Below are 16,902 nucleotides of genomic sequence, written 5' to 3'. Positions count from 1 at the left end.
TCCTTCTTCGCGTTTCGCCAATTGCTCGGCATCAGCCCGCTCAAGCGGCCCATGCTTGCAGATATGCCCACCGGCATCTCCGCGGAGCACCCAAACCGCGAGCGCTGACTAAAATATACTGCGCCTTCAGGCTCCTATGGTCAAGCAGATGCCCTGCAGCGCCCTGAAATGTGATCTGTGTAACGCCGGACGCAGATCTGTCAGAATTGTCAGGAGAGCGTTCGTTTTTTGTTCTTTTTGCTTGCGGTGGGCCGGGCGACGCGTGTTAAAGGGAGGATGCGTGTTTGTCTGCGTCTTGAGCATGCTTCTGAGCATATTGGGGAGCATTTCGGAGAGCGGCTCGGACGCGCGCGGCGGAGCGCTGTCGGCACGATGTCATTCTGGCCCGGATGTCGACATTTGCATGCCGCTTCCTACATGATGCACAGACCGGCATGCGGCCGGCCGATCCAGTTTCTCAAAACAGGCAGCGACGGGGCATGCCAGAACACAAATTCATTACCATCCGCGGCGCGCGTGAGCACAATCTGAAGAATGTCGATCTCGACCTGCCGCGCGAGAAGCTGATCGTCATGACGGGCCTTTCGGGTTCGGGAAAGTCGTCGCTCGCCTTCGATACGATCTATGCCGAGGGGCAGCGGCGCTATGTGGAGAGCCTTTCGGCCTATGCGCGTCAGTTCCTGGAAATGATGCAGAAGCCGGATGTGGATCAGATCGACGGGCTTTCACCAGCGATTTCCATCGAACAGAAGACAACGTCGAAGAACCCCCGCTCCACCGTTGGTACGGTGACGGAGATCTATGACTATATGCGCCTGCTTTTCGCGCGGGTGGGCGTGCCCTATTCACCGGCAACCGGCCTGCCCATCGAAAGCCAGACGGTCAGCCAGATGGTCGACCGGGTGATGGCGCTTGAGGAAGGCACGCGGCTTTATATTCTCGCCCCCATCGTGCGCGGGCGCAAAGGCGAATATCGCAAGGAAATGGCCGAGCTCCAGAAGAAGGGGTTTCAACGCGTCAAGGTGGACGGCACGTTCTACGAAATTGCCGAGGTGCCGGCGCTCGACAAGAAATACAAGCACGACATCGACGTGGTGGTTGACCGCGTCGTGGTACGCGATGACCTGGCGACACGCCTTGCCGACTCGCTTGAGACCTGTCTGAAGCTTGCCGAAGGACTGGCAATTGCCGAGTTTGCCGACAAGCCGCTTTCCGACGAGGCAACGGCCAGGGGCGGTGGGGCGAACAAGTCAAAGAACGAGACGCATGAGCGGGTCGTCTTTTCGGAAAAGTTCGCCTGTCCCGTATCAGGTTTCACGATCCCGGAGATCGAGCCGCGTCTGTTTTCGTTCAACAATCCGGCGGGCGCCTGCCCCACCTGCGACGGGCTCGGCAGCCAGCGCGCCATCGATCCGAACCTGGTGGTTCCGGACGACAATGCGATCCTGCGCGAAGGCGCGATCGCGCCCTGGGCAAAATCGACCTCGCCCTATTATCTGCAGACGCTGGAGGCGCTTGGCCGTGAATATGGCTTCAAGGTCGGCGACCGCTGGCGCGACCTGCCGGCGGAGGGACAGGATGCGATCCTGAACGGCACGGGGTCGAAGAAGATCGTTTTCGATTATGATGACGGCCTGCGCAGCTATCGCACCACGAAGCCGTTTGAGGGTGTGGTGGTCAATCTCCAGCGTCGCTGGAAGGAGACGGAATCGGCCTGGATGCGCGAGGAGATCGAGCGCTACATGTCGGCCCACCCCTGCCCGGCCTGTGGCGGCCACCGCCTGAAACCCGAGGCGCTGGCCGTGAAAATCGACGGTCTGCATATCGGTCAGGTCACAGAAATGTCGATCCGCAAAGCGGGTGCATGGTTCGAGGATCTGCCAAAACGTCTCAACGACAAGCAGAACGAGATCGCGGTTCGTATCCTGAAGGAAATCCGCGAGCGGCTGCGCTTTCTCAACGATGTGGGGCTCGACTATCTGACGCTGTCGCGCAATTCGGGCACGCTGTCAGGCGGCGAGAGCCAGCGCATCCGGCTTGCCTCGCAGATCGGCTCGGGTCTGACGGGGGTTCTCTACGTGCTTGACGAACCGTCCATCGGCCTGCATCAGCGCGACAATGACCGGCTTCTGGCAACACTCAGGCATTTGCGTGACCTCGGCAACACGGTGATCGTGGTCGAGCATGACGAGGATGCAATTCTGACGGCGGACCACGTGGTCGACATCGGGCCGGCGGCCGGCGTTCATGGCGGACAGATCATCGCCGAAGGAACCCCGCGCGACATCATGGCCAACCCGGCCTCCGTCACCGGCAAGTATCTGACCGGTGCGATGGGGATCAAGATGCCCGAGCAGCGCCGGGAAATCCCCAAGAAGCGGCGTATCCGCGTGGTGGGGGCGCGTGGAAACAATTTGAAGGACGTGACGGCGGAAGTGCCGCTCGGCACGTTTGCCTGCGTCACCGGCGTTTCGGGCGGCGGCAAGTCGACACTTCTCATCGAGACGGTTTTCAAAGCCGCGTCTCGGCGGATCATGGGGTCACGGGAACAGCCCGCCGAACACGACAGGATCGAAGGCCTGGAACATCTCGACAAGGTGATCGACATCGATCAGTCGCCGATCGGACGGACCCCGCGCTCCAACCCGGCAACCTATACCGGTGCGTTCACGCCAATCCGTGACTGGTTTGCGGGCCTGCCCGAAGCAAAGGCGCGTGGCTACCAGCCCGGACGCTTTTCGTTCAACGTCAAGGGCGGTCGCTGCGAGGCCTGCCAGGGTGACGGCGTGATCAAGATCGAGATGCACTTTCTGCCGGATGTTTACGTGACCTGCGATGTCTGCCACGGCAAGCGCTACAATCGCGAAACACTGGAAGTGACCTTCAAGGGCAAGTCTATTGCCGACGTGCTGGAAATGACGGTGGACGAAGGGGTGGAATTTTTCGCAGCCGTGCCCGCCGTTCGCGACAAGCTGGTCACCCTGGCCCGTGTCGGCCTCGGCTATATCCATATCGGGCAGCAGGCCACGACCCTTTCGGGCGGTGAGGCGCAGCGCATCAAGCTCGCCAAGGAGCTCTCGAAACGGGCCACTGGACGCACGCTCTACATTCTGGACGAGCCCACCACCGGCCTCCATTTTCATGATGTGGCAAAGCTGCTTGAAGTGCTGCATGAGCTGGTCGATCAGGGCAACACGGTCGTCGTGATCGAACACAATCTGGAAGTCATCAAGACCGCCGACTGGATTCTCGATCTTGGACCGGAGGGCGGCGATGGCGGCGGCGAACTGGTTGCCTCGGGCTCCATAGACGACATCATGGCGGAACCGCGCAGCTACACCGGCAAATTCCTCAAAGAACTTCTCGAGCGCCGGCCTGCGGGCAAGGCACAGGCAGCGGAGTAAGAGACCCATGACTACTGGCACCATTCGCGCGGGCATGGGCGGCTGGACGTTTCAGCCTTGGGAAGGAACATTCTACCCGGATGACCTGCCAAAGAAGCGGCAGCTCGAATATGCCTCACGACAGGTGCCAACGATCGAGGTGAACGGCACCTATTACGGCAGCCAGAAACCGGCGACCTATGCCAAATGGGCGAGTGAGGCGCCGGAAGGGTTTGTGTTTTCACTCAAAGGCAACCGCTTTGTGACGAACCGTAAGGTGCTTTCGGAAGCATCTGAATCTCTTGAGAAATTTCTTGGCTCAGGCATTTCCGAGATCGGGGAGAAGCTCGGCCCGCTCGTCTGGCAGTTCGCTCCTACCAAAAAGTTCGACCCGGAGGATTTTGAGGGATTTCTGCAGCTTCTACCATCCGAGCGCGACGGGGTTCGGCTCCGACACGTTCTGGAAGTGCGCAACGAGACCTTCTGTACGCCGGAGTTTCCTCAACTCGTGCGCAAGTATGGTGCCGCGATCTGCTATGCGCATCACAACACATATCCGGAAGTCGCCGATGTGACCGGTGATTTCGTTTATGCCCGTCTTCAGCGCGGCGAGGACGATATTCCGACAGCTTATGCTCCCACAGAGCTTGATGCATGGGTCAAGCGCGCGAAGCTTTGGGCCGAGGGCGGCCAGCCAGACGACCTGCCTCTCATGGACCAGGCCTTCACGCCGGAGAGAGAGCCGCGAGATGTGTTCGTCTATTTCATCCATGAAGGAAAGATCCGCGCGCCGCATGCCGCCAGAGCATTCATGGAGCGTGCGGGCTAGCTCACCGTGGGCAGTGCCGTTCTTTAAGTCTTGGCGCGACCGGTCACAGGTCGGGGCGCGGGCTAAATAAAAGCCTTTGATCTTTGACTTAAGGCTCGGTTTTTTTTACGAGTTTTTATCGGGTTTCCCGGAAGTTTTCCGGGTGCGTTTGTATGGTCCCAGGCCGCGAGCGGCGCGTGAAAACTGGCGCTGCTCATGCCATGGTCGATAGGGTTCACTGATCGCAAAAGCAATCCTGATCAGGGACGGATCAGAACCATTGTGTCCTAACCGTATCTCGGCGCTCCCCCGTCGAGCCAGGGTACGCGCCGTGATTGTTTGTGCACGACCGGCCTTACACGGTCGATCGATACGCGCATCATTGATGACGATGAGATCCGTGGCCCCACACAGTTCATGAAGAAGCAGGCGGGACGTGGGCAGCTCGGTTTTCATCACATGCGCAATGATCGCTCCACGTTCATGGCGCAGCACGCAGAAAGCATCGTTGCACAGAAAGTGATTTGTCGTCGCCCGGGCGAGGAGCGCGGCCGTCCCCGCTCCTCTCAACACTTCCGGTTTGCGGACTGCTTCTGTTCCGGCAGCTCGCAGCCAGTTTTCCAGAGAAAACGCGTTGGGTCTCTTGCGGTTGACTGTAAGGGCGCCATCGTGCGCGCGCACAGCCACCAGTCGCGCATCTTCGGATACGAAAACATCAGGCAGACCGCGCGCTGAAACGAGGATGAGCCCCAACACAAGAAAGGGCAGCGCAGCCAACCGCAGTCTGGTCGTTGTCATGGTGAGGATTGCAAGCGCAGCGGTCAGGCTCAGCGTGGCGGAGAGTGGTATCGCGCCGGTCGCATCGAAGGGGGTTTGCTCAGAAAACCACCGGGCGATGCCCATGACCGTCGAGATACCCCACCCCATCAAGGCCAATGGCCATCCATCAAGGTTGAGCGGCATTGTGGCTATCGCCGCCACGGCCGAAGGCATCACCACCAGAGAAACCACGGGCATTGCCGCCAGGTTGGCTCCAAGAGCAAGTGGCGATGCCCGCTGGAAATGCCACACACCATAGAGGGTTGTCGCTGTCCCGGCGATCAGCGATGTGAGCGCGATACCGCCGATAGAGATGAAGATGAGATGGACGAGCCTCGCAGTGCCTTTCCGCTCCACATACGGTTTTCGGGAGAGCCGTTTGGCGCGGTGCGCATTCCACGCCGCATAGCCGGCGATGAGTGCCGCAGTTGCCGAAAAAGACATCTGGAAGCCCGGTCCCACGACTTCGTGGGGCGTCGTGACAATCACGATCAGGGCCGCAACAGCCAGGTTGCGCATGGTTAAAGCAGCGCGATCGAACAACAGGGCCAGGAGCATGACCGCGAGCATGAGAAAGCTGCGCTGAGCCGCCACACCGCCACCGGAGACGAGCAAATAGAAGAAACAGACAAGCAGGGCGACAGCCGCTGCGTATTTGCGCACCGGATGACGCGAAGAAAAACCGGGGAACAACGCGAAGCCCAGCCTTGCAGCGCCAATTATCGTGAAGGCCGCGAGTGCCATGTGCAGCCCCGAAATGGCAAGAACATGCGCCAATCCGGCCCGACGCAGATCTTCATTGTAATGTTCCGGTATGCCCCCTCTCATCCCGGTAATCAGCGCCGCAGCCACCTCTCCTTCCGCTCCTCCCACCCGGCTGCGAAGTCTCTCGGCAAGAGACTCCCGCAATCCCTGGAGCGTGGATAAAGCCCACTTCGCTCTTCCGAATGGCCGGTCGATCTCGACACGCTCCGGCTCCCGCATGAAAAAGCCCACAGCCCCGAGGCCGTCAAAATAGCTCTCAAACGAAAAATCGTAGGCGTGCGGGCGCACCGGACCCGAGGGTGTCATGAGGCGCACGAGGCCCTGAACTCCATCGCCCGGGCTCAATCCGTCTGGGATGGAGCGTGCCGACAAACGCGCGCGCTCCGGCGCATAGCGCAAGTGCGGGCGTTCGGTGGCAACCACATCCACGGTCAAACGAGAGCGCCCGTTCGCTCGCGGCTCAATGCTGACCACGCGGGCCGTAAGCCGCGTCGTCACGTCGGCACCGAGCATGGGTGTGGCGGCCCGCCAGGTTTCGACCTTCGCGCATGAAAGCCCGAGAAGAACGATCAATGCGGCAAGGGCGGCGACACGAAGAACAGGTTTTCCCGACGCCAGGAAAGCCACAAGGGTGAGCGCGAGCAGACCGCTGACGACAGCATAGGCTGGCGGTTCGACCGGCAATGCGAAATATGCAAGTGCGCCGCCGCCAAGCAGGACAGGGAGCCAAAGGAACAGCGTGCCTCTAGATGATTCCTGCGAGAGTGCAGCGTGTATCCCTGCACTCCACGTCTGCCAGAGCGGGGCGAGCAAAACGAGCTTTCGTGCTGCAACCGGCGCATACACGGGGCGCGCCGGCCACACTCCAATGCTCTGTGTTGCGTCTTCAGCTTCCGGCGTTTGCGCGCCGACAGCGAACTGGGCCCGCTCGTCGCTCTCTGCAACCGCCAGTTCGCCCCCCATCGCCTGGCCTCCCCGTGCCATGCTTGCGCCCCGACCGTTCTATGCTACATGACAGCCAGCCAAAGACCACCTGCGGTATCGCATACCTTTCAAAAGGCCGTGAGACCGCATCAAATCCCGGGATAGATTCATGAGCAGACCCGTCGTCACGCGCTTTGCGCCCTCACCCACCGGATATTTGCACATCGGCGGTGCGCGAACGGCCCTATTCAACTGGCTTTATGCGCGCCATACCGGCGGGAAAATGCTGTTGCGCATCGAAGACACCGACCGGCAGCGTTCGACCGAAGAGGCCACCGCCGCAATCCTCGACGGGCTTGCCTGGCTCGGACTCGATTGCGATGGCGAGCCTGTCTCCCAGTTTGCGCGGGCAGACCGGCACCGCGCGGTCGCGGAGGAGCTCGTTGCCAAGGGAGAAGCCTACTACTGCTACAGCTCGCCCGAAGAGCTGGAAGCGATGCGTGAGAAGGCGCGCGCCGAGGGGCGCCCACCCCGCTATGACGGTACCTGGCGTGACCGTGATCCGTCGGAGGCTCCTGAAGGGATCAAGCCGGTCATCCGTATCAAGACACCGCAAGACGGGGAAACCGTCGTCGAGGATCAGGTGCAGGGCATGGTGCGCTTTCCCAACAAGGATCTCGACGATTTCATTATCCTGCGTTCCGATGGATCCCCCACATACATGCATGCCGTGGTGGTGGACGACCATGATATGGGCGTCACACACATCATCCGCGGCGACGATCATCTGACCAATGCCGCACGCCAGACAGTGATCTACAGGGCCATGGGCTGGGAGGTGCCGGTGATGGCCCATATCCCGCTTATTCATGGGCCAGACGGCGCGAAACTCTCCAAACGGCATGGCGCGCTGGGCGTCGAGGCTTATAGGGAGATGGGTTACCTTCCCTCGGCCTTGCGCAACTATCTGGCACGATTGGGCTGGAGCCATGGAGACGACGAGATCATGTCCGACGAAGACATGATTCGCTGGTTCGACATCACCGACGTGAACAAGGGCGCCGCACGCTTCGACTTCCAGAAGCTGGAAGCGCTCAACGGCGTGCATATGCGGCAGATGGACGATGCAAGGTTGCTCGACATTCTGATCGATACACTGCCGTATCTCGAAGGAGGAAAAGCACTCCTCGACGCTCTGGACGAGACGCGGAAAGACCAGTTTTTACAGGCTCTTCCGGGCTTGAAAGAGCGCGCCAAAACCTTGGTTGAACTTGTTGATAGCGCGGGCTTTCTGTTCGCGGAAAGACCGCTCTCAATCGATGAAAAAGCCGATCAGCTGCTGGATGAGAATGCGCGTCAACTGCTTGCGGAAATTCTTCCCGTATTGCAAAATGTCGACGATTGGACCCTTGCGAATATCGAAGCAGCTGTCCGCGCTTTCGCGGAACAGACCGAACGCAAGCTTGGCAAAGTCGCCCAACCGTTGAGGGCAGCGCTCGTCGGGCGCACCACATCGCCAGGCATCTTCGATGTTCTTTCCGTTCTTGGGCGAGAGGAGAGTTTGGCGCGAATCCGCGATCAGGCTGCCTAGCTTCGTCCCGCAGAGGATCAGGCTTGCGGACTGGGTTTGATCACCAGGGGTGTGCTGCACTGCAATATTCAGATGCTGCACGCGCTTGGCACCACGGGGGAAATGCGTTAGCTATTTCGCGCGCTCGACCGCCGGCAATATTGTTTGGGCGACAGTTTTCTGGCGCCAAGTTCCTTGAAGTGAGAGGTGATTGCGATGACCAAACCAACTGCGAAGCTGGAAATTGGCGGCCAGGAAAACGGGCACGAATTCGAGATTTTGAAGGGTAGCGTGGGCCCGGATGTCGTCAACATCACCTCGCTCTACAAAGACACCGGGATGTTCACTTACGATCCGGGCTTCACCTCCACGGCAAGCTGCGAATCGAAGATCACCTATATTGACGGCGATGAAGGCATCCTTCTCCACCGCGGCTATCCGATTGAGCAACTGGCCGAGCACGGCGATTTTCTGGAGACCTGCTATCTGCTGCTTTATGGCGAACTGCCAACCAAGGCGCAGAAGGAGGATTTCGACTACCGCGTGACGCACCACACAATGGTGCATGAGCAGATGAATCGCTTCTTCACCGGTTTTCGCCGTGACGCGCACCCGATGGCGGTTATGTGCGGTGTGGTGGGCGCCATGTCGGCATTCTATCACGATTCCACGGATATTTCCGACCCGCATCAGCGCATGGTGGCTAGCCTGCGCATGATCGCGAAAATGCCGACCATTGCGGCGATGGCCTACAAGTATCACGTCGGGCAGCCCTTCGTTTATCCGAAGAACGACCTCGGCTATGCGGCGAACTTCCTGCACATGTGCTTCTCGGTCCCGTGCGAGGAATACAAGGTGAACCCGGTTCTGGCGCGCGCCATGGAGCGGATTTTCATCCTGCATGCCGACCACGAGCAGAACGCTTCCACCTCGACGGTGCGTCTGGCCGGCTCTTCCGGCGCCAATCCGTTTGCCTGCATCGCCGCTGGCATCGCCTGCCTGTGGGGCCCTGCCCATGGGGGCGCAAACGAGGCGGCGCTCAACATGCTGGACGAAATCGGTTCGGTCGATCGCATTCCCGAGTTCATTGATCGCGCCAAGGACAAGAACGATCCATTCCGCCTCATGGGCTTTGGCCACCGGGTCTACAAGAACTACGACCCGCGCGCGAAGATCATGCAGAAGACCTGCCACGAGGTGTTAAGCGAACTGGGCATCAAGGACGATCCGCAGCTCGACATCGCCATGGAGCTGGAGCGTATCGCGCTGACAGATGAGTACTTCATCGAGAAGAAGCTATACCCGAACATCGACTTCTATTCCGGCATCACGCTGAAGGCACTGGGTTTCCCCACCACCATGTTCACGGTGCTTTTTGCGCTCGCGCGCACCGTCGGCTGGATCGCCCAGTGGAAAGAGATGATTGAGGATCCGAAGCAGAAGATCGGTCGCCCGCGCCAGCTCTACACGGGCGCAACCCAGCGCGACTATGTGCCGATCGCCAAGCGCTAAGCTCTGATCGACGACAAAAATGCCCCGCTGTCATAGGCGGGGCTTTTTTTTATGCGGGTCTGGTTCAGGCGGCGCGTGCGATGTGCCGGAGCACCACCTGCGCGGCGATCTCGCCGGAGGGTCTTTCTGTAGCCAGAGCGTCGGCGATTTCCTGGAAACCGGACATCTGTGCGGCGCGCGCGGGCTTTTCGTCCCACAATGTCGTGACCTGACGGGCGAGATATGACGGCCGGATATATTGATTGAAATGTTCAGGCACGACCGGCCAACCGGCGATCAGATTCGGCAGGGCCGCAGACCACACCGTGATCAGCGGAATGAGCGCGCGCGCCGCGAAATCCGTCTTGTAGCAAAGGATCGTCGGCACGCGCGCGAGAGCCAGCTCCAGAGAGACGGTTCCTGAACACGCCAGTGCTGCATCTGCCTCGGCGAAGGCCTGCCATTTGCGCTCGTGATCGAGGATGATCTCGGGTTTTTGGGGCCAGTCCTTCACCGCAGCCTCGATCATGGACGAAACGTGCGGAACGGTGGGCATCACCACACGGAAGTCGTGACCGGCGTCATGAAGGTGGCGCACGGTTTCTCCAAAAGGCTGGAGAAGACGCGAGACCTCGCCACGGCGTGATCCAGGCAGGAGAAGCAGGGACCGCTGCCCGTCAGACGCTTTGGCCGCCCCTGACAGATGCGCCTGCGCCGCAGCCAGAATATTCGGCTCGCTTGCCAGGCGATGGCCCACGAAGGTGCCGGTCGGGCCGCCGAGCCGTTCCAGTTCCGCCGGTTCGAACGGCAAAAGGCAGAGAACCTCGTCGACATGCGGGCGCATGGCAGGCGCCCTTCCCGGCCGCCACGCCCAAACGCTTGGACACACGTAGTGGATAATCGGGATGGAGGGTGCGAGCGCGCGCACCTTCTTTGCGACGCGGAGGCTGAACTCCGGACTGTCGATGGTGATCAGGCAGTCGGGCTCTGCGTCAGCAATGGCCTTTGCCGTCTGGCCGATGCGGCGTATTAGTCTGGGCAGGTCGCGCACAATGGCGCTGATCCCCATCAGGGCGATTTCTTGGGCATCAAAAATCGAGTCCAGACCGTGCGCGATGAGTCCTCGCCCCCCAACCCCCATAAGCTCGACATTCGCCCCGCTCATCCTGCTCAGCGCCTCTATGAGGTCTGCCCCCAGAAGATCCCCGGATTCCTCACCGGCGATAATGGCAATCCTCAAAGGGCGGCGATCAGCGTTCATCCTTCGCCTCCGGATCAAGTCCGATCACGAACAGGCCGTGCTCGTCTGCCAGTCTGACCGTGGTCGCATAATCAAGAATCAGCGAGCGTCCGGCCTCGACCCCGACACCGGCGAGCCCGGCAGCATGTGCCGCCTTTATCGTGTCAGGGCCGATGGTCGGCATGTCGGCGCGTTTTTCCTGATCCGGCTTGGCGCATTTCACAAGTGCTCCACCCGTCTTTCCCGCAAGGCGACCATGGTGGCGCATGCCTTGCATACGCTCAAGCAACCCTGCAGTTCCTTCAATCCCTTCCAGAGCCACAGCCCGGCCGCCCACAGCGATCGCCGCCTGACCGATGTCGAGCGAACCGATCACCCGGGCTGCCTCATAGGCGGCCTGCAGATCCATTCTGTCCGATGCTTTCGGGCTGATGCGGGTCATTACACCTTCCGGCGCGAGAAGCTCCGGCGCAATCTCATGCGCGCCCAACACGCGAATTCCCCTGGATTCTATATACGCTATCACGGCGCGCAGGAGCCCGTCGTCCCCTTTCGCGTAAGCGGTCACGAGTTTGGGAAGAGCGCGAAAAACGTCCCATCCCAACCTGACTTTCACAATGGGCGGCCGGCGGCTCACGCCTCCGGCAAGCACGAGATGCGTCACGCCGGCGCGTTGCAGCTTTGGCAGGAACAATGCCAAGCGTTCGGCGGGGGCTGGCCAAAGGTCGAACTCGGCGACATTCTCGCCACCGAGCCAGTCTGCTTCACCTTCAATGGCAATGACAATCGGCCTGTGCCCGCCCTTAACGAGAGTGCGGACCACATCCCGTGGCAGTGCTCCGCTGCCGGCCACAACCGCGATGCGGGAGGCCTCCGGCAGAACCGGTTGTTTATCAGCCTGTATCATCATCCTCGGAGGCGCCTCTGCCACGCGCCGGGAGGGTGAAGTGACGCTTGTCCCGGCCACCAACAAAGGCAACAATATCGCCGATCAGCTGTGAAGAGGGATAGGCGCTGCGGACAGCGCGGGCGTTCTCATCCAGCGAATTACCCTCCGCGAAGAGCATCCTGTAGGCCTTCCTCAGGGCTGCAATATCCTCTCGCGGCATGCCGGAGCGTTTGAGACCGATGAGATTGAGACCGCGCAGACATGCGCGATCCCCCACCGCCATTCCGTAGGGGATGACATCGCCCACCACGGCGGCAAAGCCGCCCAAAAATGCGTGATGGCCAATCCGCACGAACTGATGGACTGCGGCATAGCCCGAAATGATCACATGATCGCCAATCTCGGCATGACCGCCGAGGCCGGCATAATTCGCCATGGTGACATGATTGCCCACATCGCTGTCGTGGGCCACATGCGAGTAGGCCATGAAGAGGCCGTGCGAACCGACCCTGGTCTTTCCGCGACTGGTGTCCGTGCCGGCATGAAAAGTCACCCCTTCGCGGATAACGCAGTGCGCCCCGACCTCGAGCGTGCTCTTGCCACCCTTGTGCTTGAAGTTTTGCGGGGGGGCACCAAGAACGGCCTGCGGATAGACCTGGCATGCCTCGCCAAGTGTCGTGTCGCCCATGATGGTCACGTGGCCGATCAGTTCCACGTCATCGTGCAGCCGGGCGCCTGAAGATACGTGGCAAAAAGGTCCGATACGAACCCCCTGGCCCAGTTCTGCGCCAGGTTCAATGACAGCCGAAGGGTGAATGACAGTGTCGCGCGGCATGAAATTCCCGTCAGCTCGCCTGTTCCACAGACATCATCGCCGAAATGACGGCCTCGGCAACCTTGGCCTCGTCCACCTTGGCGACGCAATCAAACTTCCAGATGTTCCCGCGTTGTTTAACCTTGGTCACATGGATCTCAAGACGGTCGCCGGGAACCACCGGCTTGCGGAACTTCGCGTTATCGATGGTCATGAAATAGACCAGTGAGGGACTGTCGTCGCCGGCATTGTTGATGCAGATCGCGCCAGCAGTCTGCGCCATCGCCTCAACGATCAGGACGCCCGGCATCACCGGTTGCGTCGGAAAATGCCCCGTGAAATGAGGCTCGTTCATGGTGACATTCTTGATGCCGATGGCGGAACGGTCGCCATCAATCTCGATGATCCTGTCGACCAGAAGAAAAGGATAACGATGCGGAAGTAACCGCATCAGATCCATGATATCCAGGCTTTCAAGCGTGGTCGAAGCGGTGTCACTCATCCCCGTCCCTCATCTTCTTTCTCTTCCCGTCTACCAGCCCCCGCAGGGCAGCCAGCTCGCGAAAGGCCTCGCGTATCGGCTGGGCGGGAGAACCGGCCCAACGCTCGCCCGGCGGCACGTCGTTCATGACGCCGCTGGATGCGGCAAGCTGCGCACCGGTACCAATATTGATATGATCAGCAATGCCGACCCTGCCACCCAGCATGACGAAATCGCCGAGCGTCACGGATCCCGAAAGGCCACAGTTTCCGGCGATGATGCAGCTTCGGCCGATGCGAACATTGTGCGCCACCTGCACCAGGTTATCGATCTTCGTCCCCTGCCCGATAACCGTATCAACGAGAGCGCCGCGGTCCACTGTGGTGTTGGCGCCGATCTCGACATCATCCTGAATGACGACGCGGCCGATCTGCGGCAGCTTTTCAAGCCCCCTGGCACCTGGCAAATAGCCGAACCCATCCTGGCCGATCCGGACGCCAGCGTGAAGAATGACACGGTCGCCGACCATGGCGCATTGCACCGAAGCGCCGGGCCCCACATAGCTGTCCCGGCCGATCCGGGTCGAGGTTCCGATCACGGCGTTGGGGGCAATGATCGTCCCACGGCCGATCATGACGCCTCTTCCGATGACGGCACCGGGTTCCACGATCACGCCATCCTCGAGAACGGCATCGGCCGCGACGCTCGCCCGGTTGGAAATTCCGGTCTCTCCGGTCATCGTTCCGGGGCTCATGGCCTGAGGGAAGAGAAGGCGCGCTATCTGCGCAAAGGCCGCCTGCGGCTTATCGGCGATAAGCACCGCCACGGTTTCCGGACAATGCCCCGCCGCCTCGCGCTTGCACAAGACAGCAGCGGCCGTCGTGTTGCGCACGAGCTCGGCGTTGCGCTTGCCCTCAATAAAAACCAGCATGCCGGCACCGCCGTCAGATGCGGCAGCAACGCCCTCGATCATAACCTCCGCCAACTCGGGGCGAGCGAGCTCGGCTCCCGTCAGCGAGGCAACCTCGCCTGCCGTAATGCGGCGTGCGGGAGGAAAAAAATCAGGGTCCTTCATGGAAACCTTTCGCCCGGACCCAAAGGGCCCGGGCTAAACGGAACTGCTTCAGCAACACGCGGCCGTTAGAAGCGTGTCGAGATACCGAAGTTGAAATGCTCCACGTCGTCGGATTCTTCCTTCAGGACGGGGTAGGCATAATCAACACGCAGCGGACCGAAGGGCGACGCCCAGATCAGGCCGGCGCCGACCGAAGCGCGCCACTGCATATCGGTTCCGATCGCCCCGGCAACATCGCTGCCGTAAAGCGTGGCGGCATCGGCAAAGACCGCGCCACGAAGACCGAAGCTTTCGGGCAGGATCGGGAACGGGAACTGCGCTTCCGCGGAGGCATTGAAATAGGTCGTGCCGCCGACGTGATCGATGCCCGAACCGGAGGAGTTCTGATAAGGGCCAATGCCGTTGTAGTCAAAGCCGCGAATGATGCGGTCGCTGCTCGAGAAATGGTCGAAGACGCGCAGGTCGCCATCAAGCGCCTGAATGTGGCCGGCTCCCACCGTGAAGAGGCCGACCAGGTCAAGCTCTTCCGACAAGGTGTGATAATAGGTGCCGCGCGCGGTTGCCTTCACGAACTTGGCATCACCACCGAGACCGGCAACCTCGAGCGTCAGGTTCGCATAAAGACCCGAATGCGGGTTCTTCATATCGTCGATCGTGTTGTAGATCAGCGAACCGCTGACCGACGACTTGATCCACTTCTCCTGACCGATCGCTTCGATCAAAGCTTGTGCAAGATTACATTTCGTCGGGTCAATCGGATTAGCGTCACAGCTGCCGATGCCCGTATATTCCTCCTGAGAGAGGTTGTAGGCAAGCTGCGTGGACAGTGCCTCGGTGATCGGAAGACCGAAGCGAACCGTCGCACCTGTCGTGTCGCGCTCATACTTGTCGTCGAACTTGCGGGTGCGGCGATAAACATCGAAACCGGCCGAGATGCGGCGACCGAGGAAATATGGCTCGGTGAACGAGAACGAATAGTCGCGCGAATCCTTGCCGCCGCCTGCGGCTACGCGAACATACTGGCCGCGGCCCAGGAAGTTGCGCTCCGTGACAGAGCCTTCCACGGAGAAACCGCCGCTGCTGTCGACCCCACCGCTGGTTGAGTAGCCAGCACCGATGGAGAATTCACCGGTCGATTTCTCAACCACATCAACGACCAGAATGACCTGATCGGGCTGCGACCCCGGAACGGTCGAGATATTGACCGTCTGGAAGAAGTTCAGCGCTTCAAGACGGCGCTTGGCACGCTGCACCAGCACCTGGTTGAAGGCATCGCCTTCGCTCAGGTCGAACTCACGGCGGATGACATAGTCGCGCGTACGCTGGTTGCCGCGGATTTCGATGCGCTGAATGTAGGCGCGCGGTCCCTCATCGATCGAATAGACGACATCGATCTCACGGGTTTCGAAATTGCGGTTGCCACGGGGCGTGACCTGCGCAAACGCATAGCCCATGCCAGCGACATGCTCGGTCAGGGCGATAATGGAATCTTCGACATTCTTGGCGCTGTAGACACTGCCCTGACGGGTCTCGATCTGCGAACGCAGGGTTTCCGGATCAATGCCGGAGATCGTGCTCTCGACATCGATATTGCCAAAGCGATAGCGCTCGCCCTCTTCCACGGTAAAGGTCAGGGTGTAAGCGTTCTCGGTCTCGTCGAGATCGGCAGTCGAGGAAATAACACGGAAATCCGCATAGCCGCGATTGTAATAGAAACGACGCAGCGTTTCCTCGTCCGCGCGCAGACGGTTGTCATCATAGATGTCATTGCGCAGCAGGAAGGAAAGGAAGTTCGACTGCTTCGTCGAAATCACGTCTTTCAGACGGCCATCGCGGAATGCATTGTTGCCGACGAAATTGATCGCGGCAATCTTCGTGCGTCCACCTTCCTGCACCTCGAAGATGACATTGACGCGGCCATCCTCGAGTTCCTGGGTGCGTCCGCTGACGGTCGCGTCGTCGCGACCAATGCGACGATAGGCTTCGCGGATGGTCTCCTCATCAGCCTGAAGCGCCTGATTGGAGAAGGACTTGCGAGGCTGCAGCTGTACGGCGCGCGCCAGATTCGCGTCCTTGATCTTCTTGTTGCCCTGGAAGATCACCTGATTGACGATCGAGTACTCGTCGACAGTGACGACCAGCGCCCCGCCCGACTGACTGATCGACACATCCGCAAAAAGGCCGGTGGCGAAGAGCCGCTTGACGGCGTCGTTGACATCGTCCTGCGAGAAGGAACGCCCCGGGCGGATGTTGATGTAATTGCGAATGGTTTCCGCGTCGACGCGACGGTTTCCACGCACCTCGATTCGGCTGACCGTGGCAGCATGCGCCGCCTCCATCGTGGCCAGCTCGACGGCGATCGTCCCCGTCATCGCCAACCCCGCCGAGAGGGCCACTGCCGAAACGGCGTTCTTAAAGCTCGAAGATGCCTTCATTGGGCTTGAAAACCTCTATTCTCTTTGTCCCCGCAGCGAGAAATAGGAACAATCTTGCAAAGCAGCTAACCTAATAGCCAGATTTTTCCTACACGCAAGCCTTCTGGTTAATTTGCGTTTACGAACCACCGCTTAGTGGCATTCGCGTCACGCCAAAATCAAAGCCATGGTAAATATCGTCTCAATTTTTACACATTTTGCCTTCCCG

General features: G+C 60.1%; 11 protein-coding genes. 4 read left to right on the top strand and 7 right to left on the bottom strand.

All coding sequences use genetic code 11. The features are described from left to right. Nucleotides 1–479: 479 nt before the first annotated feature. Both uvrA and HF949_RS11895 read left to right on the top strand, forming a co-directional pair. Nucleotides 480–3,404 carry an excinuclease ABC subunit UvrA gene (gene uvrA, locus HF949_RS11900; RefSeq protein ID WP_292895533.1) on the top strand — a complete coding sequence of 975 codons (2,925 nt, stop codon included), beginning with the start codon at nt 480–482 and terminating at the stop codon, nt 3,402–3,404. A gap of 7 nt (nt 3,405–3,411) precedes the next feature. Continuing rightward, complete coding sequence (locus tag HF949_RS11895; RefSeq protein WP_292895531.1) at nt 3,412–4,212, top strand: DUF72 domain-containing protein; 801 nt, start codon at nt 3,412–3,414, stop codon at nt 4,210–4,212. Between the two features lie 105 nt (nt 4,213–4,317). On the opposite strand, the gene HF949_RS11890 is transcribed toward HF949_RS11895, so the two are convergent. Continuing rightward, entirely contained in the window at nt 4,318–6,738 is a 2,421-nt protein-coding gene (locus tag HF949_RS11890; protein WP_292895529.1) for a ComEC/Rec2 family competence protein, read from the bottom strand. Between the two features lie 130 nt (nt 6,739–6,868). Between HF949_RS11890 and gltX the strand changes: the two genes are divergently transcribed. Next, on the top strand, nt 6,869–8,290 hold the full coding sequence (gltX, locus tag HF949_RS11885; protein WP_292895527.1) for a glutamate--tRNA ligase: 1,422 nt from the start codon (nt 6,869–6,871) through the stop codon (nt 8,288–8,290). Between the two features lie 195 nt (nt 8,291–8,485). Next, entirely contained in the window at nt 8,486–9,781 is a 1,296-nt protein-coding gene (gltA, locus tag HF949_RS11880) for a citrate synthase (protein ID WP_292895525.1), read from the top strand. A gap of 64 nt (nt 9,782–9,845) precedes the next feature. Here the strand turns inward: gltA and lpxB are convergent, their stop codons facing one another. From lpxB to bamA, 6 genes are all read right to left on the bottom strand, one after another. Beyond that, a complete protein-coding gene (gene lpxB, locus HF949_RS11875) occupies nt 9,846–11,021 on the bottom strand; it encodes a lipid-A-disaccharide synthase (RefSeq protein WP_292895523.1) in 1,176 nt (391 codons plus the stop codon). Continuing rightward, complete coding sequence (locus HF949_RS11870) at nt 11,011–11,910, bottom strand: LpxI family protein (RefSeq protein ID WP_292895521.1); 900 nt, start codon at nt 11,908–11,910, stop codon at nt 11,011–11,013. Before HF949_RS11870 ends, lpxB begins: the two co-directional genes overlap by 11 nt. Next, complete coding sequence (gene lpxA, locus HF949_RS11865; RefSeq protein ID WP_292895519.1) at nt 11,894–12,724, bottom strand: acyl-ACP--UDP-N-acetylglucosamine O-acyltransferase; 831 nt, start codon at nt 12,722–12,724, stop codon at nt 11,894–11,896. Before lpxA ends, HF949_RS11870 begins: the two co-directional genes overlap by 17 nt. Nucleotides 12,725–12,734: 10 nt before the next feature. After that, on the bottom strand, nt 12,735–13,205 hold the full coding sequence (fabZ, locus tag HF949_RS11860; RefSeq protein ID WP_292895517.1) for a 3-hydroxyacyl-ACP dehydratase FabZ: 471 nt from the start codon (nt 13,203–13,205) through the stop codon (nt 12,735–12,737). Beyond that, a complete protein-coding gene (lpxD, locus tag HF949_RS11855) occupies nt 13,198–14,259 on the bottom strand; it encodes a UDP-3-O-(3-hydroxymyristoyl)glucosamine N-acyltransferase (RefSeq protein WP_292895515.1) in 1,062 nt (353 codons plus the stop codon). The genes fabZ and lpxD overlap by 8 nt, the downstream gene beginning before the upstream one ends. A gap of 65 nt (nt 14,260–14,324) precedes the next feature. After that, complete coding sequence (gene bamA / locus HF949_RS11850) at nt 14,325–16,694, bottom strand: outer membrane protein assembly factor BamA (RefSeq protein ID WP_292895513.1); 2,370 nt, start codon at nt 16,692–16,694, stop codon at nt 14,325–14,327. Between the last annotated feature and the right edge of the window lie 208 nt (nt 16,695–16,902).

This window comes from Nitratireductor sp., from assembly GCF_017794765.1.
In the GTDB taxonomy this organism is placed as follows: domain Bacteria; phylum Pseudomonadota; class Alphaproteobacteria; order Rhizobiales; family Rhizobiaceae; genus Nitratireductor.
Note: the sequence above shows the minus strand (reverse complement) of the source record. Positions and strands in the feature narration are given on the sequence as shown.

What these genes read in the sequence shown, in the direction of transcription:
- uvrA (WP_292895533.1), top strand. Translation starts at nt 480, where the DNA reads ATGCCAGAACACAAATTCATTACCATCCGCGGCGCGCGTGAGCACAAT.
- HF949_RS11895 (WP_292895531.1), top strand. Translation starts at nt 3,412, where the DNA reads ATGACTACTGGCACCATTCGCGCGGGCATGGGCGGCTGGACGTTTCAG.
- HF949_RS11890 (WP_292895529.1), bottom strand. Translation starts at nt 6,738, where the DNA reads ATGGGGGGCGAACTGGCGGTTGCAGAGAGCGACGAGCGGGCCCAGTTC.
- gltX (WP_292895527.1), top strand. Translation starts at nt 6,869, where the DNA reads ATGAGCAGACCCGTCGTCACGCGCTTTGCGCCCTCACCCACCGGATAT.
- gltA (WP_292895525.1), top strand. Translation starts at nt 8,486, where the DNA reads ATGACCAAACCAACTGCGAAGCTGGAAATTGGCGGCCAGGAAAACGGG.
- lpxB (WP_292895523.1), bottom strand. Translation starts at nt 11,021, where the DNA reads ATGAACGCTGATCGCCGCCCTTTGAGGATTGCCATTATCGCCGGTGAG.
- HF949_RS11870 (WP_292895521.1), bottom strand. Translation starts at nt 11,910, where the DNA reads ATGATGATACAGGCTGATAAACAACCGGTTCTGCCGGAGGCCTCCCGC.
- lpxA (WP_292895519.1), bottom strand. Translation starts at nt 12,724, where the DNA reads ATGCCGCGCGACACTGTCATTCACCCTTCGGCTGTCATTGAACCTGGC.
- fabZ (WP_292895517.1), bottom strand. Translation starts at nt 13,205, where the DNA reads ATGAGTGACACCGCTTCGACCACGCTTGAAAGCCTGGATATCATGGAT.
- lpxD (WP_292895515.1), bottom strand. Translation starts at nt 14,259, where the DNA reads ATGAAGGACCCTGATTTTTTTCCTCCCGCACGCCGCATTACGGCAGGC.
- bamA (WP_292895513.1), bottom strand. Translation starts at nt 16,694, where the DNA reads ATGAAGGCATCTTCGAGCTTTAAGAACGCCGTTTCGGCAGTGGCCCTC.